18 protein-coding genes are annotated in these 17,853 nt (G+C 69.6%); 13 read left to right on the forward strand and 5 right to left on the reverse strand.

From position 1 onward, the window contains the following. The first annotated feature begins 11 nt into the window (after positions 1-11). The 3 genes from CR157_RS01130 to CR157_RS01140 all read left to right on the forward strand — a co-directional run bounded on the left by CR157_RS01130 (position 12) and on the right by CR157_RS01140 (position 4,776). Positions 12-1,883, forward strand: a complete 1,872-nt coding sequence (locus CR157_RS01130) for a chloride channel protein (protein ID WP_258364035.1) — start codon at positions 12-14, stop codon at positions 1,881-1,883. Continuing rightward, entirely contained in the window at positions 1,870-3,012 is a 1,143-nt protein-coding gene (locus CR157_RS01135) for an extracellular solute-binding protein (protein WP_110281706.1), read from the forward strand. Before CR157_RS01130 ends, CR157_RS01135 begins: the two co-directional genes overlap by 14 nt. Positions 3,013-3,186: 174 nt before the next feature. Then, complete coding sequence (locus CR157_RS01140; protein WP_110281707.1) at positions 3,187-4,776, forward strand: hypothetical protein; 1,590 nt, start codon at positions 3,187-3,189, stop codon at positions 4,774-4,776. A gap of 5 nt (positions 4,777-4,781) precedes the next feature. On the opposite strand, the gene CR157_RS01145 is transcribed toward CR157_RS01140, so the two are convergent. From CR157_RS01145 to CR157_RS01165, 5 genes are all read right to left on the reverse strand, one after another. Beyond that, entirely contained in the window at positions 4,782-6,014 is a 1,233-nt protein-coding gene (locus CR157_RS01145; RefSeq protein WP_110281708.1) for a methyltransferase, read from the reverse strand. A gap of 76 nt (positions 6,015-6,090) precedes the next feature. Next, a complete protein-coding gene (locus CR157_RS01150; protein WP_110281709.1) occupies positions 6,091-6,561 on the reverse strand; it encodes a GFA family protein in 471 nt (156 codons plus the stop codon). Positions 6,562-6,600: 39 nt separating this feature from the next. Further along, positions 6,601-6,918 (reverse strand): cupin domain-containing protein, encoded by a 318-nt coding sequence (locus tag CR157_RS01155; RefSeq protein WP_110281710.1) that lies wholly within the window; start codon positions 6,916-6,918, stop codon positions 6,601-6,603. Between the two features lie 20 nt (positions 6,919-6,938). Then, positions 6,939-7,922 (reverse strand): alpha/beta hydrolase, encoded by a 984-nt coding sequence (locus tag CR157_RS01160; RefSeq protein ID WP_110281711.1) that lies wholly within the window; start codon positions 7,920-7,922, stop codon positions 6,939-6,941. Positions 7,923-8,009: 87 nt separating this feature from the next. Beyond that, positions 8,010-8,750: a maleate cis-trans isomerase family protein gene (locus CR157_RS01165; RefSeq protein WP_110281712.1), complete on the reverse strand. Its 741-nt coding sequence runs from the start codon at positions 8,748-8,750 to the stop codon at positions 8,010-8,012. A gap of 142 nt (positions 8,751-8,892) precedes the next feature. Here CR157_RS01165 and CR157_RS01170 point away from each other — a divergent pair, with 142 nt between their 5' ends. The 10 genes from CR157_RS01170 to CR157_RS01215 all read left to right on the forward strand — a co-directional run bounded on the left by CR157_RS01170 (position 8,893) and on the right by CR157_RS01215 (position 17,407). Next, entirely contained in the window at positions 8,893-9,525 is a 633-nt protein-coding gene (locus CR157_RS01170; RefSeq protein ID WP_110281713.1) for a DsbA family oxidoreductase, read from the forward strand. A gap of 79 nt (positions 9,526-9,604) precedes the next feature. Then, a complete protein-coding gene (locus tag CR157_RS01175; RefSeq protein WP_110281714.1) occupies positions 9,605-9,997 on the forward strand; it encodes a gamma-glutamylcyclotransferase family protein in 393 nt (130 codons plus the stop codon). Between the two features lie 50 nt (positions 9,998-10,047). Next, the gene (locus tag CR157_RS01180) at positions 10,048-10,377 is read left to right on the forward strand and encodes a hypothetical protein (protein WP_110281715.1); all 330 of its coding nucleotides are present in this window, start codon (positions 10,048-10,050) and stop codon (positions 10,375-10,377) included. 89 nt (positions 10,378-10,466) lie between these two features. After that, entirely contained in the window at positions 10,467-10,745 is a 279-nt protein-coding gene (locus CR157_RS01185) for a peptidylprolyl isomerase (protein ID WP_110281716.1), read from the forward strand. A gap of 137 nt (positions 10,746-10,882) precedes the next feature. Next, a complete protein-coding gene (locus CR157_RS01190; RefSeq protein WP_110281717.1) occupies positions 10,883-11,089 on the forward strand; it encodes a DUF6494 family protein in 207 nt (68 codons plus the stop codon). A gap of 7 nt (positions 11,090-11,096) precedes the next feature. After that, on the forward strand, positions 11,097-12,020 hold the full coding sequence (locus tag CR157_RS01195; RefSeq protein ID WP_110281718.1) for an ABC transporter ATP-binding protein: 924 nt from the start codon (positions 11,097-11,099) through the stop codon (positions 12,018-12,020). Further along, positions 12,017-12,778 carry an ABC transporter permease gene (locus tag CR157_RS01200; protein WP_110281719.1) on the forward strand — a complete coding sequence of 254 codons (762 nt, stop codon included), beginning with the start codon at positions 12,017-12,019 and terminating at the stop codon, positions 12,776-12,778. The genes CR157_RS01195 and CR157_RS01200 overlap by 4 nt, the downstream gene beginning before the upstream one ends. Positions 12,779-12,819: 41 nt before the next feature. Next, positions 12,820-13,839: a nucleoid-associated protein YejK gene (yejK, locus tag CR157_RS01205; protein ID WP_110281720.1), complete on the forward strand. Its 1,020-nt coding sequence runs from the start codon at positions 12,820-12,822 to the stop codon at positions 13,837-13,839. Between the two features lie 390 nt (positions 13,840-14,229). After that, positions 14,230-15,456, forward strand: coding sequence for a GGDEF domain-containing protein (locus tag CR157_RS01210; RefSeq protein ID WP_110281721.1), 1,227 nt, complete (start codon positions 14,230-14,232; stop codon positions 15,454-15,456). Positions 15,457-15,601: 145 nt separating this feature from the next. Further along, complete coding sequence (locus tag CR157_RS01215) at positions 15,602-17,407, forward strand: ABC transporter transmembrane domain-containing protein (RefSeq protein ID WP_110281722.1); 1,806 nt, start codon at positions 15,602-15,604, stop codon at positions 17,405-17,407. Positions 17,408-17,853 lie beyond the last annotated feature (446 nt).

Here is a 17,853-nt window from a genome sequence, read left to right on the forward strand (position 1 = left end):
AGCCGGACCCCATGTCAGATACGCGAACGGCGCCGGAGCCGGGAGGCGAGCGGCAGGCAAGGCCCGTGACCGCCGGCGGGCCGGCGCTTGCCCTGCACGCCCTTCGCACCTACACCTTGAAGATGGACACGATTCCGGCACTCATCGGCCCCGGCCGGGGTCCCCTGGCGGTCGTCCGTTTCCTGGGCCTGGTGCTCCTGGGAGCCATCATCGGCGCCATCGCCGCCCTCTTCGCCGTGGCCTTCGTCACCGCGGTGCTGGAACTCAACGAGCTGCTGCTGATCTCGCCGCGCAGTCGCATGATGTTCGATCACGCCGGGGCGTTGATGGCCATTACCGTGGCGGTGCCGGCGCTGGGCGGCCTGGTCGTCGGCCTGCTGCACCTCGCCATCCCCGAACGGCGCCCCCATGCGCCGGCCGACGTGATCGCCGCCGTCCAGACCCGACGCGGTCGACTGCCCGCCAGGGCCGGCGGCCTGTCGGCCCTGAGCGCGCTGATCTCGCTGGGTGCCGGGGCCTCGGTGGGCCAGTACGGCCCCCTGGTACACCTGGGCGCCACCCTGGGCTCATTGGGGGCGCGGCTGCTGCGGCTGGGGCGGTCGGACGACAACATCGCCATCGCCTGCGGGGTCGCCGCGGCCATCTCCACCGCCTTCAACGCCCCCTTGGCGGGCATCGTCTTCGCCCACGAGGTGGTGCTGCGCCACTACGCCCTGCGCGCCTTCGCCCCGGTGGCCGCGGCCGCCATCGTCGGCTACGTGATCGCCACCAACGTGCTGGAGCGCGGGGCGCTCTTCCATGTCGCCGACACCGCCGTGCCACGGCCCTGGGAATTCGCCGTCTTCCTCGTCATCGGCGGCCTCGGCGCCCTGGTCGCCGGCGCCTACATGCGTGCCATCCTCGGGGTCACGCGCCTGGCCGGCACCCTGCCGCTCGCCCCGCCGCTGCGCCCGGCCCTGGCCGGGGCACTGCTGGGACTCACCGCCCTCTGGGTACCCGACATCCTCGGCATGGGCCAGGAGACCCTGCGCTTCGCCACCATCGCCGGCGCCTTCGGCAGCGCCGAACTGCTGCTGGTGCTGGGGCTCAAGATCGCCGCCACGGCGCTCTGCCTGGGCATGGGCTTCAGCGGTGGCGTGTTCAGCCCCGCCCTGGTGATCGGCACCCTGTTCGGGGCCTTGTGCGGCAGCCTGGTGGGGCAGCTCAGCGGCGCGCCCCAGGAGACCTTCGTGTTCTACGCCGTCTGCGGCATGGTGGCGGTGACGGCACCGGTGATCGGCGCGCCGCTGACGACGCTGCTGATCGTCTTCGAGCTGACCGGCAGCTATGCGCTGACCACCGCCGCCCTGGCCAGCGTGATCCTGGCCAGCCCCATCGCCGCCCAGCTCTTCGGCCGCTCGCTGTTCGACATCCAGCTCGAGACGCGTGGCCTGGACCTCTCGGCCGGGCGCGGGCGCGCCGTGCTGCTCAGCACCCCGGTGGCCGAGCACCTGACCCGGGACTGCGTGACCCTGCGCCCCGAGACCGCGGTGGCGGAGGCGATGACCGCCCTCGGCCAGGCCCGGCATGGTGAGGCCTATCTGGTCGACGCCCGGGGGCGGTATCGCGGCTGCGTGACCCTCGCCGACCTGGAGGCCGCCCGCGAGGCACGGGACGGCCCGCAGACGGTGGGCGGGGTCACCGCCGCGGACCGGCCGCTACTGCGGCCGGACACCTCGCTGTGGGACGCCATGGCGCGGTTGCAGGACGTCACCGGCGAGGCCCTGCCGGTGGTCGACGCCGCCGAGGATGCCTTCCTCGGCGTGGTCTTCGAGGCGAGCATCGCCCGCGCCTACCTGCGCCACAGCGACGAGATGCGACGGGAGGAACATGGCACGGGTTGAGCGACGGCGGCGACTGGCCGGCGTGACGAGGTTGGCGCTACTGGGACTGGCACTACTGGGACTGGCGCTGCTGGGACTGGCGGCGCCGGCCGCGGCCGCGGACGACGGGCCCCTGACCGTGCTGAGCTGGGGCGGTGCCTACGAGCGCGCCCAGCGCGCCGCCCTCTTCGAGCCCTACACGGCCAGCACCGGCCGGCGGGTCGAGGTGATGCAGTACGACGGCGGGCTGGATGGCCTGCGCCGCGCCGCCGAGACCGGCGAGGTGCCCTGGGACGTCATCGACATGACCCGCAGCGAGGCCATGGCCGCCTGCGAGGAGGGCCTGCTGCGCCCGCTCTCGCCCGCGTTGCTGGCCCCGGCCCCGGATGGCACCCCAGCGGCGCAGGACTTCCTGCCCGACGCCTTCGGCCGCTGCGCCATCACCCACACCATCTTCGCCACGGTGGTCGCCTACCGGCGAGACGCCTTCCCCGGCAAGCGCCCCACCACCATCGCCGATCTCTTCGACCAGCAGCGGTTTCCCGGGCCGCGCGCCCTGCAGCGCACCCCGGCGGTCAACCTGGAGTGGGCCCTGCTCTCCTACCGCGTGCCCCAGCAGGAGCTCTATGGCCTGCTCAGCACCCGACGCGGCCTGAACCTGGCGCTGGGGCGCCTCGACGGCCTGGACGAGATCCACTGGTGGGAGGCCGGCGATACGCCGCCACGGCTGCTGGCCGAGGGCAAGGTGGTCATGGCGTCGGGCTACAACGGGCGTTTCTTCGACGCCATGGTCAACCGGGGGGTGCCGATCGAGATCCTCTGGGACGGCCAGGTCCAGGAACACGAGACCTGGGCGATCCCCCATGGCAACCCCCATCCCGAGGCCGCCCGGGACTTCATCCGCTTCGCCACCACCACCGAGCGCCTCGCCGAGCTGGCGCGGCGCATCCCCTACGGTCCGGCACGCCGTTCGGCGGCCCTTCGGGTCACCACCCACCCCGACAACGGCGTGGACATGCGCCTGCACATCCCCACCCATCCGCTGAACGCCGAGCGGGCGCTGGCCAAGGACGAGGCGTGGTACGCCCGCACCCTGGGCCGCATCAACGACTACTTCGACGCCTGGCTGGCGGCCCGGCAACGCGATTGAGCGCTTCGCGGATCGCCGGCTCAGGGAAGGAGACGCCCTCGCCACCCACCACCTGGACTCTCCTGGCACGAATGGACCGATCATGGTCGATATGCCCCTTACCTCACCCCCACCCGCGGGCGGACACTACCAGCGAGCCTGCGGGCTTTTTAGCAGCCGAAGGGAGGACAGCCCATGCCAGCACCACGCTCGACCACCCGCATCCTGGCCGGTGTCGCCGTGACCGCAGCGGCCGGGTTCGCCGCCTTGCCCGGACAGGCGGACGCCCCCCTTCCCCTGGCCGTTGACCTGGGGAATTACAGCCGCTCGATCACCACCGCTTCGGAGACGGCACAGGCGTACTTCGACCAGGGGCTCCGCCTGGCCTATGGCTTCGCCCGCGCACGGGCCGCTCGATCGTTCCGGGCCGCCCAGGCGCATGATCCGGGCTGCGCCCTGTGCCACTGGGGCGAGGCCTGGGCCCTGGGACCCTACCAGAACAATCCCGGCGGGGTCGGCGACCACGAAGACGCCGCCGATGCCGCCCAGGCCGCCCTGGAGCGCGCCGACGGCACCGCCCCCTGGGAACGGGCGCTGATCGAGGCCATGGCCGTACGCTACCCGGACAGCCCGGGCGGCGAAGTGGCGACCGAGGGTTACGCCGAGGCCATGGCCGCCGCGGCGGCAGCGCATGGGGACGACCCCGAGGTGCGCACCCTCCACGCGGAATCGCTGATGATGTTCCGCCCGTGGGACCTGCTGGGCGAGGACGGCCAGCCATATCCCGTGGCGCACAGGGCGATCGCGGAGCTGGAGGCCGTGCTGGCGGCAGACCTCGAGCATCCCGGTGCCTGCCACCTGTACATCCACGCGGTGGAGGCCTGGGAGCCGCAACGCGCCGAAGCCTGTGCCGACCGGCTGGATGACACCGTTCCGGGGGTGAGCCATATCCAGCACATGCCCTCGCATATCTACATGAACATCGGCCGCTACGGTGATGCGGTGCGGGCGAACCAGCAGGCGCGGATGGTGGACCAGGCCGCACGGCAAGGCGAAGGGGCCAGTGTCTATGCGGCGCACAACACGGCGATGCTGGTCTTCGCGGCCTGGATGGACGGGCAGAGCGGCGTGGCCCTGTCGGCCGCCCGGGACCTGGCGCGCGAGCGCGCCCCCCATGCCTTCCATCAGTATCTGCAACTCGCTCGCTTCGGGCGCTGGAACGAGTTGCTCGAACGGACGACCGCGCCGGAAGAGCCCTTCCAGGCCGCCATGTGGCGATTCGCGCGCGGCCTCGCCCAGTTGCGCACCGGTGATACCCAGGCCGCCATGGCCGCGCTGGATGCCATTCGCGGCATTCGCGACGAGACCCGGGAGGACGCCACCTACCACTTCTTCCTGCACTCGCAGCGCGACCTGCTGGGCATCGCGCAGCACATCCTGGCCGGTGAACTCGCCGCCGCCGAGGGTCACCTGGAGCAGGCCGAGTCGGAACTGCGCCGAGCCATCGAACTCGAGGATGGCCTCCCCTACAGCGAACCGGAACCCTGGCCGCTCCACGCCCGCCACGTGCTCGGCGCCATCCTGCTTGAGGCCGGGGACGCCGAGGCGGCCGAAGCGGTCTACCGCGACTCCCTGGCGGGTTACCCGAGCAATGGCTGGGCGCTGAAGGGGCTGACCCAGAGCCTGGCCGCCCAGGGACAGGAGGAAGCGGCCGCCAGCGTCGAGGAGCAGTTCGAGGAGGCCTGGGCGCGAGCCGACGTCTGGCTGCCGGCGTCGCGCTTTTGAGCGGCTCAAGAGGGCGGCGTTCGAGTGCCGCATGCTCTAGCCGGCAGCGAGGCCCGCAGCAGCAGGTTGCGCGGGGTCAGCTCGCGCTCGCAGAAGGTGCCGAGTGCCACCGTGAAGCCGGCTTCCTCCAGCAGCTGCAGCCGGTCGAGGGCCAGCCAGACCTCCAGCGGGCGACGAAACAGGTGGCGGACGAGCTCCAGGCGCCGCACCTCGGCCTGGCGACGCCGGCCCGCCCGCTCGTATGCCCCCCAGTCGACGGAAGCCGGCAGCGTCAGTCCCTTCCGTTCCGCCGCCCAGCGGCAGAAGCCGGCGAAGGTCTCGGGCAGGCGGCCATAGGCGAGGCTTGGCACCGGCAGGTAGTCGTCACGGCCGCGCAGCTCCCGCTGCAGGAGGTCGAATCCCAGCCGCCAGGCACCGGCCCGCTCGCGGCTTCGCCTCACGTGGCGCGGGGCGGTAACGGTCTCCCGTACCGCCAGGGCCAGGTCGTCGCGGGACAGCTCGAGGCCCTGCCGACCGGCCAGGTCGCGGCCGAGCCGTGAGAGCGGCCGGTAATGTTCGGCCGCGGTGCGCTGGTAGCAGCATGGTGCCAGGGTCACCCCACAGCCGCTCGCCGCGGCCAGCTCCAGCAGCCGGACGTGCAGGTCGCCACAGGCATGCAGCGCGGCGACATGCGTATCGGGTGTCAGCCACCGGGCCACGTCCGGCGCCAGGACATCCCGGGCCTCCAGGTGCACCGCCACACCCTGGCGGTCAGCCAGTGCCTGGCCCTCGTCGCACAGCGCCGGCTGCCACTCCAGCGCCGTGACCTCGGTCCCGTGCCAGCGGGCCAGGGTGCGCGCCAGGTGCCCCTTGCCCGCACACCACTCCACCAGCGACTGACCCGGCGCCAGCGCCACCCGGGGGACGAAGGCCTCGATCTGCTGCCACTTGCGCCCCCCCACATGCTGGCTCCAGGACGCCGGCAGGCCGGCGTCCCCACCCGCCAGGTCGGGCAGGTCCACCAGCTCGCCCAACTCCGCCACCGGCAGCCAGGCCGCGAGCGGCGATGTCCCGCAGGGGGCGGCCTGGAGCCGCTCGCAGGCCTCATCGGAGAGCGCCAGCAGCGCCTGCTCGAGCCCGGGAAGGTGCCCGGCCCAGGGCGGCCGGCGAGACTGGAACGGCAACGGCCGCCAGACGGCCTGCCACTCGGCGAGCAGCACGGTGAGCCGCGTCAGGCGGTCGGCATGGGGTATCGACAAGGCGTGAACTCGGCTTCCTGGATTGCGTTGCGCAGCCCCGGTTCATAGGGGGTGCGGGGCCAGATAGGTCTGCCGACTAGCGGACCAGCCCCAGCCGCTCGTGCCACTCGGCGATGCTCTCCTCGGGGTAGCCGGCGAAGCACTTGTCGCCATCACGCACCTCGGGCTCCACCCAGTTGGCCTTGCTGTCCAGCAGCAGGTGTACCCGCTCCGGCGGCACCGGCAGCTCGGTGTCGACCGCAGAGGCGAAGGGGTGCACCAGCTCCGGCCAGCGGGGATCAAAGACCCAGAGCGCGCTGGCGCAGTGCGCACAGAAGTGCCGCTCGCCGGGACTCTCCTCGCCGCCGATCACGGCGTGGTAGACCTTCTTGTGCACGGCGCCCTCGATCCTGAGGGTGTCGGCGCGGCCGCTGAGGTTGATGGCATAGCCGCCGCCCCCGGCCGTCTTGCGGCAGATCGAACAGTAGCAGCGCTGGTAGGGATAGGGATGCGGCGATTCGACGCTGAAACGAATCGCGCCGCAGTGGCAGGAACCTTCCAGCAGCATGGGGTCACCTCCAGTGTTCACGGGTTTCGGCCAGGGCGCTCAAGCTCGGTAGTGCACGGCCAGCCACAGGGTAGTCCGCTCCGGCGTCGTCCACTCGACCCGGTGCTTGCGATGGGCCGGTATCGCCAGGTGGTCGCCGGCCTCGAGCACCACCGCATCGCCCTCCTCGAACGCCAGGATGGCTTCACCCTCGAGCAGCAGCACCCACTCGTGCCACGGCTGGTCATACCAGCCGGAGGCCGGCGAGCGGTGCCCACGTGACACGATGCGCTCCACCCGGACATTCTCGCCGCGCACGAGCTCCTCGAACAGCTCGTCATCGAGGGCGTCGGGAATCGACGCAAACAGGTTCTTCATCGGGCCCAGCCTCCAATCCGTCACTCCTGCGCCGTCACCAGGGGCTCGGTGGGAATCTCGCCCTCCTCGCCGAGCAGTACCCGGGACAGGAAGATCGACACGCGCTTCTCGGCCTCCTCCGGAAAGTCGCCATGGCCGGCCCCGGGCACGGTGATGAAGTAGCTGGGTACGCCGGTATCGGTCAGGGCGACGTCCAGACGAACGGCCTGATCGTAGGGCACCACGGTGTCCTCGTCACCATGCAGGGTGAGCACCGGCGGATCACCTTCGCTCACATAGGTGACCGGCGACGCCCCGATGGCCTGCTCCTCGTTCTCCGGCAGCGCCCCCCCCAGCAGCAGGGCCTCGGGTACCTCGGGGCTCGATCGGTCGAACTCGCCGGGCTGATCGACCAGGGCCATCATGTCCGTCACGCCGAAGAAGTTCACCACCGCGGCGACCTCGCTGGCCACCTCGTCGTAGGGCCCGAGATCGCCCTCCAGTTTCGGCTCGTCGCCGGTCATGCCGAGCATCAGGGCGAGATGGCCGCCCGCACCGCGACCCCACACGGCCAGCCGGTCGGGGTCCAGGCCATGTTCGTCGGCATTCGCCTTGATCCAGCGAATCGCCGCCTTGCTGTCGTGCAGCTGGGCGGGCCAGGTGGCCTCGCCCGACAGCCGGTAGCCCACCGAGACCGCGGCGTAGTCGCCGCTGCTCACGAAGGGCATCACGCGCGCCGCGCCATCGGCCTTGTCGCCCTGGTACCAGCCACCGCCGTGGAAGAACACGATCACCGGCAGCGCCTCCTCGGACGGCTCCCGGGGCCGGTAGAGATCGAGGCTCTGGCGCGGGTCGTCGGTCTGTGCATAGGGGACGTCGAGCTCGAAGGTGATGGGCTCACGCTCGAGCTCTTCCTGCGTCATCACGCCCGGCATGCCCGGGTCCTGCTCGTCGCTGTCGGGCTGGGCGAATGCCACGCTGGCACCCAGGGTGAACATCAGGGCACTCAGTGCGAGTCGGATCATCGATTGTCTCCTAGATGGCTACCCGATCGAGACAGCCAATCCGAGGGAAGGTTGTCGGGCAATGCGTCTCGCGGCCCCGAGGCAGCCTCATGCCGAGGCCAGGCAATTCAGGTATCGTGGCGGCATCCGGGACCACCGCAGGCGCTTCAGGCCCGCCCACAGGCTCACCTGGTTGGCCGTCAGCACCACCCGCCCGGCTTGTCGGTTCAGCGTGTCCAGCCATTGCAGGGTGTTTACCGCCGTATCGGGAACCAGCAGCGGTACTTCGGAATCGCGGTGTTCCCGGCAGAAGGTGCGCACCGCTTCGGCAATGTCGACCCGATGCGAGTCCGCGGCATAGGGGCAGTCGAGTACCTCGAGGTGCCCGACTGCCACGCCCCCCTCCCCCAGGAAATGTACCAGCCGCCGGGTCACCTCCTGCGGGTAAGGGCTGAGCAGGTCCACGCGGCGATGGCCCAGTGCCGACAGCGCCTCGAGGAAGGCGAGCGCCGTACTGGTCACCGGCACACCCAGCGCCGTCTCCAGCCCCTCTGCCTGGGCCCTGGCCCCCGCGAGCCCGCCGATGAAGCTGCCGCTGGTGCAGGCCCACACGACGGCCTGCGCCCCGGCCTGGTGCACGAGCGCCTCCCCCACCGGCGCCAGTCGGTCCACGGCCCCCAGCGCCGTCAACGCCGCTGGCTCATGGTGACCATCGCTCGGTATCTTCCCCACCTCGATCCCGGGCAGGTCCCCACCGGCGGAAGCCCCTGCCGGGCCCAACGCATACCACTCGTAGTCGGTCGGCCCGTCCTCGGGAAGCAGGATTCCCAGGCACTGATCAAGCGACATCGTCGTTCTCCCCGTCAGTCAATGCTGTGGCCTCGCCGGACCAGCATATCGTGTTGTCCCGGATTCGACAGGGGTCCGGCGGTTACGCCCCGAGCCACCGAGGTGGTATCGTCCCCTCCAACGCCCCGCAGGTGTAACCACCATGCCCCATGTCGACGTCACGGTCATCTCCGACGCCATCTGTCCCTGGTGTTTCATCGGCAAGCGCCACCTGGCGCTGGCCCTGGCCGACCTACCCGATGAAATCGCCGTCAGCGTGGCGTGGCAGCCCTTCGAGCTCAACCCGGCGATGCCACCGGGCGGCATGTCGCGCCGTGATTACCGCACCGCCAAGTTCGGCTCCTGGGAACGCTCCCTGGAGCTGGATGCCCAGGTGGAGGCGGCTGCCCGCCGTGCCGGGATCGAGATCCACCACGAGCGCATGACGCGCACGCCCAACACCTTCGCTACCCACCGGCTGATCTGGCTGGCCGGCGGGCATGGTGTGCAGCAGTCGGTGGTCGACGAGCTGTTCGCGCGCTATTTCGTGAACGGCGAGGATATCGGCGATGCCCGCGTGCTCGCCGACGCCGCTGATGCCGGAGGCCTGTACGGCGTGGACGTGCCAGCGTTTCTCGAGAGCAGAGAAGGGGTGGCCGAGGTACGCGGCGCGCTGGCCCACGCCCGCCGGCTCGGCATCGGCGGCGTGCCGATGTTCATCATCGATGGCCGGACCGCCCTGTCGGGCGCCCAGCCCCCCGAGGTGCTGCGCGAGGCCATAGTCGGGGCCAGTTGAGCGCAGCCTATCGATCAGGCCGCCTCCCCGGCCCCTGTGTTTCCTCGATACATCCCCGCTCTTCCCGGAGGCCCGGACCATGAACACCCCCGCCATCGCCGTCACCCAAACGCCCCTGGTGGCCGTCTATGGCACGCTGAAGCGTGGGCTGCGCAACCACCACTGGCTCCATGGCGCCGACTTCCTGGGCAAGGACATCCTCACCACGGCCACGCTCTATGACCTCGGGCCCTTCCCGGGCGCCAAGCCGGAGCCCTCCCGGGGCATCGAGGTCGAAGTCTTTCGCGTCACGGCTCAGCAACTGGCCGGGCTCGACCAGTTGGAAGACTACCGCGTCAGGTATCCGAAGCACGGCGATTTCGACCGCGCCATTCACACGACGGCATTCGGGCCCGCCTGGCTCTATCTCTACAACCATGACGTGGACGGCTATCCGGTGATCCGCGAGGGCACCTGGGTGCCCCGCCTGTGATATAAACACCACCGACAGGAAACCCGATCCATGCTACCAGGGAGGAGGCCATGGGCCGCTTCGTCATCTATCTCGCACTGCTCGCCGGCCTGGCCTATGGCGGGCTCTACGTCTACTACGGCGTGGCCGTGAAGCAGCTGATCCAGGAGGAGCTGGATGCGCTCGGCTTCACCGCGCTCCAGGTGGCAGGGGTCGACTACCCCCCGCTGGCCCCGGTGAGCAACGAGGCCAGGGTGGCGGCCGAGGTCATCTACCGTGGCGCCGAGGCCAGCGTGGAACTCCGCCTGACCGGCCATCCGGTGTTCTCGGACGAGGTCCGCATGGAGCTGGACGGCCTCCAGGCGCTGCGGCTCACGATCGGCACCGGAGGCCAGCGATAGCCACGCCGGTGTCGCCCCACGCCGGGGGCGTCATGCTATCCTTCCCGGACCGTCAACCGGCATCCATGCCGACCTTTCAGGAGAGCAACATGGCCAGGGCAACCGCACGTCATATTCTGGTGGAGAGCGAAGCGAAGTGTCAGGAACTCAAGGCCGAGATCGAGGGCGGCCGCGACTTCACCGAGGTGGCTCGCGAGCACTCCACCTGCCCCTCCGGCCGCCAGGGCGGCGACCTGGGCAGCTTCGGCCCGGGCCAGATGGTCCGCGAGTTCGACGAGGTGGTGTTCTCCGGCGAGCTGAACAAGGTCCACGGCCCGGTGAAGACCCAGTTCGGCTATCACCTGCTGGAGATCACCAGCCGGTCGTGAGCCGCCGCTGCCGACAGCGTTCGAACGCCGCGCGTGGGAGACCCGTGCGGCGTTCGTCATGGCGGGCGAGCCGCGGTGGGTCGTGTGCCACTGACAGGATGGGAATGCTTCACCACTCACTCCAACAGGATTCACCGATGAATGACGAGATCTTTCACCAGAGCATCCGCAAGCTGTTGAAGAACGTAGGCGTGAGATCCCAGCAGGCGATCGAGCAGGCGGTGACGAAGGCACTCGCCGAGGGCCGGCTCCAGGGCGACGAGTCGCTGCCGGCGAGCGTGCGGGTACAGGTCGCCGGCCTGGAGCTCGATCTCGAGTTCGAGGGGGACATCACCCTTGAGTGAGGCGCCGATGATTCGCGTCGAGGGGGTATCGAAGACCTTCGCCGGTGGCTTCCAGGCGCTGAAGAACGTCGACCTGGGGATCCGCCGCGGCGAGATCTTCGCCCTGCTCGGCCCCAACGGCGCGGGCAAGACCACCCTGATCAGCGTGATCTGCGGGCTGGTCAATGCCAGCGCCGGTCGGGTACTGGTGGATGGCCACGACAACGTGCGCGACTACCGGGCGGCACGCCGCCTGATCGGCCTGGTGCCCCAGGAGCTGACCAACGAGGCCTTCACCACGGTGTGGGACACGGTGAGCTTCAGCCGCGGGTTGTTCGGCAAGCCCAGGGACCCGGCCCATATCGAGAAGGTGCTGCGCGCCCTGACCCTGTGGGAGAAGCGCCGCAACCGCCAGTTGGAGCTCTCCGGCGGCATGAAACGCCGGGTGCTGATCGCCAAGGCGCTGGCCCACGAGCCCCAGGTGCTGTTCCTCGACGAGCCCACCGCCGGCGTCGACGTGGAGCTGCGCCGCGAGATGTGGGAAGTGGTCCGCGAGCTTCGCCACCAGGGGGTGACCATCATCCTCACCACCCACTACATCGAGGAGGCCGAGGAGATGGCCGACCGCATCGGCGTGATCCGTCGCGGCGAGATCGTGCTCGTCGAGGAGAAGGAGGCCCTGATGCGCAAGCTGGGCAGCAAGGAGCTGACCCTGCACCTGCACGAGCCGCTGGACGCCGTGCCGGAATCGCTGGCCGGCCACGCCCTGGCCCTCATCGACGATGGCCATGCGCTGGTCTACAGCTACGACGCCGCCGGCCAGGAGGACGGCTCGAGCATCTCGGGCCTGCTGGCCGACCTCGAGGCGGTGGGGCTGCGGGTGAAGGACCTGCATACCCGTCAGAGTTCGCTGGAGGACATCTTCGTCAGCCTGGTTCGGGAGCGCGCATGAACCTGCAATCCGTCAAGACCCTCTATCTCGCCGAGATGGCCCGCAGCCTGCGCACCATGCTGCAGAGCATCGTCTCGCCGGTGATCTCCACCTCGCTCTACTTCGTGGTGTTCGGTGCGGCCATCGGCACCCGCATCACCGAGGTGAACGGGGTGAGCTATGGTGCCTTCATCGTGCCCGGCCTGATCATGCTGATGCTGCTGACCCAGAGCGTCGCCAACGCCTCCTTCGGCATCTTCTTCCCGCGCTTCTCGGGCACCATCTACGAGGTCCTCTCGGCGCCGATGTCCTACTTCGAGGTGGTGGTCGGCTATGTCGGTGCGGCGGCCACCAAGTCACTGATACTGGGCGCCATCGTGCTGGTCACCGCACGGCTGTTCGTGCCCTACTCGATCGACCACCCGATCATGATGCTGCTGTTCCTGATGCTCACGGCAGTGACCTTCAGCCTGCTCGGCTTCATCATCGGCATCTGGGCCGACGGCTTCGAGAAGCTGCAGCTGGTGCCCCTGCTGGTGATCACCCCGCTGACCTTCCTCGGCGGCACCTTCTACTCCATCGACATGCTGCCGCCCTTCTGGCAGGCGGTGACCCTGGCCAACCCGGTGGTCTACCTGATCAGCGGCTTCCGCTGGAGCTTCTACGGTATCAGCGACGTCAGCCCGGCGGTCAGCCTGGCGATGATCCTGCTGTTCCTGGGCGTGGCCCTGACGGTGGTGGCCTGGATCTTCAGGAGCGGCTATCGACTGAAGCCCTGAGGCAGGTATCATCGCGCCTCTCCAACCCACCAGGAGTCCCCATGCCGGTACTGCACAGCATCGTCCATCGCCTCGACAAGGAGACCGGCGAAGCGCCGGCGACGCTCGCCCCGGCAGCGGCGGAACTGGCCGGCTCGCCCGCCCTGGACGACCTGCTGGAAGGCGTCAACAAGGCCTACCACGCCAAGCCCAAGGCCTGGGGCCACTTCCTCGCCGACGGCGACGAGGGCGACGCCGGCAGCGGCTCCTCCGCCTTTCCCGCGGCATTGATCGCCTATCTCGCAGGCGAGCTCGACTTCGTCGCCTTCAGCCGCGAGCTGGGCGAGCGCATCGCCGCCCTGGTCGCGGCCCACCTGTCGCTCTCCGGCCACCTGCTGGTGGCGCATACCCGGCAGGGCGACACCGAGACCCTGACCCTGGCGCTGCTGCACCATCGCGAGGGCTTCGGCATCGACGACGACCTGGCCATCGCCCCGGTGCGCCAGCTGAACCTGGCCCAGATGAGCCTGGCCGCGCGGCTCAACCTGAGCCAGTGGCGCGGCGACTCGCCCTCGAAGCAGTACCTCTCCTGGACCCGCGACCGCGGTGGCCGAAAGCTCGCCGAAGGCTTCGCCGAACTGCTGGGCGCCGCGGAGGGCGTCGACGCCACCGGCGAGACCCGCACCCTGCTCAAGGCCTTCAGCGACTATGTCGAGAACGAGGATCTGCCCGAGGAGCAGAGCCGCGAGAAGACCGAGGCACTGATCGACTACGCCAGCGACCAGGCCAGCCGCGGCGAGCCCATCACCCTGGAGGAGCTCTCGGAGGTACTCGACGAGCAGCAGCCCAGGGCGTTCTATGAGCATATCCGCAACGCCGACTACGGCCTCTCCCCGGAGATCCCGCCGGACAAGCGCACCCTGAACCAGTTCCGCCGCTTCACCGGCCGCGCCGGCGGCGTCTCGATCAGCTTCGACTCCCACCTGCTCGGATCCAGCGTCGAGTACGACGAGGCGCAGGACCGGCTGATCATCAAGCAGGTACCCAAGCAGCTACGCGAGCAGCTCAAGCGGCAGGGCTGAGGACGACCATGCCCCGTGCCTTATTTTCATCATCATCGAATGTGCCCGGTGTGCGCGTGCCCCGAACGGCGCGGTGGAAGGCTTGAGGGGTGACCATCGCCGTAAGTGGTTCACCCGGCGGCAAAGGATGGCAACGAGAGCAGTGCAAGGTCTGAGAAGGCTCCCACTCGCGCCTCACACTCGCACTGTAGGTATTCTCTTACAACGAATGTAGGTCTTGAATGACATCGTCCCGGGCCGGCTGGCGCACCGGAACATTCGTGGCCATGCTTCCCCCGTACGCCGGCGGCTCTTCTCGCGGAAGGCCGCGCGGCGTCACAGGGAACACCATAATAACGACACGAACTGAAGGGAACCGTGCTTATGCCTGGCCCTCTAGGAAGGTGACGCATGGCTGCTGGCAAGACCGACGCAGGGGATTCGGCCGGACTGAACTGGCGTGCCGAGTTTCAAGACTCGGCCGTGGAAGCCCTCTTCCGCCGCACCATGCAGGCCCACGACGCCTGCCAGATGCGCTACGCCCTGTGGGTGGCCGCGGGGCTGTTTCTCGCCTTCGGCCTGACCGACTATGGCCTGCTGGGTTTCGGCAACGCCTTCTTCGTCCTGATCGCCACGCGAACATCGGTGGCACTGGCCTGCATCCTGCTGGCCCTCTCGCTGAGGAAGCGCCCCGCCCTGGCGCAGCGCCCGCTGCCGATCAACCTGATCTGCCTGCTCGGCATCAGTGGCTTGCTGCTGGCCCTCCCGCTGCGGCCCGACACGCCCGGGATCCAGCTCGCCTCGATGGTGGCCGCCAGCATGGGCCTCTACCTGTTCGTTCCCAACCGGCTGCCCTGGATGCTGATCTGGAATGCCTACCTGGTCACCGGTTTCGTCACCCTCATGCTGCTGTGGGCTCCCCTGCCCGGCGCCTTGCTGGCCACCAGCCTGCTGCTGCTGGGTTTCGTCAACCTGCTGGGCTGGATGACCGTGAAACGGCTGACCCAGTTGCAGCGCGAGCAGTTCGCCTCCCTGCTGGAGGAGCGCGCCATCAATCGGCAGTTGCAGGCCGAGATCGAGGAGCGCAGCCAGTTGGAGGAGCGACTGCGCCACATGGCCTGCACCGATGACCTGACCGGCATCGCCAACCGGCGGCGCTTTTTCGAACTCGCCGAGCGGGAACTGCGCCGCTCACGGCGCGATGGCTCGCAGCTGGTGCTGTGCATGGTCGACATCGACCTGTTCAAGAGCCTCAATGACCGCCACGGCCATGCGATCGGCGATATCGTGCTGACCACCGTGGCGGGGTGCTGTCAGTCGGTTCTGCGCGAGACCGACATCATCGGCCGCTATGGCGGCGAGGAGTTCGTCATCGCCCTGCCCCAGGCCAACCTGCATACCGCCACGTCCATCGCCGAACGGTTGCGCGAGCGGGTCGCCAGCCTGTCGCTGCCGATGGTGCCCGAACGGAACCCGCTGTCGGTGACGGTGGGCATCAGCCGGGTCGAGCCCGGGGAGACCCGGCTCGACCCGGCCCTGTTGCGTGCCGACCAGGCCCTCTACGACGGCAAGGCCCGGGGCCGCAACTGTGTGATGGTCGCCCGCCACGGTCCTTCGCTCGCCGCCGTGGAAGCCTGATTGCGCAATCAGGGCCCGACGACCCGGTCCGGCTCGAACTCCCCGACGTAGCCGCCGGGGTTGGCAGAAGGCTTCCTCGCCATGCAGGCGGCACGGGACACTGCTATGGTGCCCCTTCCTGCTACCGCTCCGTTCGAGGCGCCCGATGAGCTCTCCCCCGGACCCGCGGGTCCTGCTGCGACTGCTGGGGCTACTGCGCCCCTACCGCTGGCGCCTGGCACTGGCCGGCCTCGCCCTGCTGGCCGCCGCCTCCAGCGTGCTGCTGCTCGGCCAGGGGCTGCGACTGGTGATCGACCAGGGCTTCCTGGCCGAGGACCGCGCCCGGCTCAACCAGGCACTCGTCATGATGCTCGCCGTGGTGGCCGTGCTGGCCTGCGCCTCGGCCCTGCGCTACTACCTGGTGACCTGGATCGGCGAGCGGCTGGCCGCCGACCTGCGCCGCCGGGTCTTCGACCACCTGCTCGAGCTGGAGCCGGGGTTCTTCGAAAGCACCCTGCACCCCGGCAGGGGCCCCGGCGAGATCTCGGCGCGCCTGACGGCGGACACCAGCGTGCTGCAGAGCCTGTTCGGCTCATCGGTCTCGCTGGCCCTGCGCAACCTGCTGATGCTGTTCGGAGCGGTCATCCTGATGCTGGTCACCCAGCCATGGCTCTCGGCCATCGTGCTGCTCGGCATCCCCGTCACGGTACTGCCGATCCTCTGGTTCGGTCGGCGCGTCCGCCGGCTTTCCCGTCACAGCCAGGACCGGGTGGCGGAACTGGGCCGCTACGCCGGCGAGTCGCTAGCCGGCATCCGCACCGTACAGGCCTTCAACCACGAGGCCATGGAACGGCGCAACTACGGCAAGCGCGTCGAAGACGCCTTCGCCAGCGCCGTCGAGCGTACCCGACAGCGGGCCTGGCTCACCGGCATCGCCATGCTGGTGGTGTTCGCCGCCGTGGGCGTGATGCTGTGGCAGGGCGGCCAGGCGGTGCTGGCCGGCAACATGACCGCCGGCGAGCTCTCCGCCTTCGTCTTCTATGCGGTGCTGGCCGCCGGGGCCGTCGCCGCCCTGGCCGAAGTGGCCGGCGACGTGCAGCGTGCCGCGGGGGCCGCCGAGCGGCTGCTGGAACTGCTCGGCGCCAGGCCCCGCATCCAGGCCCCGGCCAGCCCCACCCCCCTGCCCGACCCCGTCGCCGGTGACATTCGCCTGGATGGGGTGAGCTTCACCTACCCGGGCCGCAAGGTACCCGCGCTCCACGGGCTCGACCTGCATGTCCGGCCCGGAGAGCGGATCGCCCTGGTCGGCCCTTCGGGCGGCGGCAAGAGCACCCTGCTCGCCCTGCTGCTGCGCTTCCATGACCCCGACAGCGGCACGTTGAGGCTCGACGGCATCGACCTGCGCGACCTGGCGCCCCGGTCGCTGCGCCGTGCCATGGGGCTGGTCTCCCAGGAACCGACGCTGTTCACGGGCACCGCCGCCGAAAACCTGCGTTACGGCAAGCCCGAGGCCAGCCTGGAAGAGCTACGCGACGCGGCCCGGGACGCCAACGCCCTGGCGTTCCTCGAGGCCCTGCCCCACGGTTTCGACACTCCCCTGGGACCCGGTGGCGTGCAACTCTCCGGCGGTCAGCGGCAGCGCCTGGCGATCGCCCGGGCACTGCTCAAGAATCCGCGGGTGCTGCTGCTCGACGAGGCCACCAGCGCCCTGGACGCGGAGAGCGAACGCCTGGTGCAGCAGGCCCTCGATCGCCTGATGGAGAACCGCACCAGCGTGGTGATCGCCCATCGCCTGGCGACGGTGGTCGCCGCCGACCGCCTGCTGGTCCTCGAGGAGGGCCGCCTGGTCGCTGCCGGACGCCATGCGGAGCTGCTCGAGACCAGCCCCCTCTACCGCCACCTGGCCGAGCTGCAGTTCGGCGGCGAGCAGGCGACCGACCCGGCCGGCACGCCGAGCCTGGGCGATGCTTGAATCCTCTGCCCTGGCCCCTATCCATTCCGATACCGGGCGGCAATCCCCCGCCCGAGTGCAGTACCCGCAGCGCCAAGCTTGACCCTTACGACCGGCAGGCACCCGAGCCCGCACCCTCTACTTGGGCGTGGACGGCGGCGGGGTGCGTACCGACTGGCTCGGGCCGCGGAAGGCCTCCCGTCGTGAAAACCCCACGACACGCCAGCCCCTCCGACGATGCATGCCTGCCGACGTGGACAGCCGCCGAACACGCGCAGACATCGACCAAGGTCGCATTGTCCCGCCTTTCCACGATCGAGATGCTGGTAACCCGCCGTGGGTATGCTCATGGCAAAAAAAAGTCCCCCGAAGGGGACCAAGTTGGAGCACGCCAGCTCACTCGTTACATCCTTTGCGGTACAGTGGCATGACCGCAAAGGACGTGGAAGTCGAAGCCGGGGTCGAAT

The organism is Halomonas sp. LBP4 (assembly GCF_003202205.1).
In the GTDB taxonomy this organism is placed as follows: domain Bacteria; phylum Pseudomonadota; class Gammaproteobacteria; order Pseudomonadales; family Halomonadaceae; genus Halomonas; species Halomonas flagellata.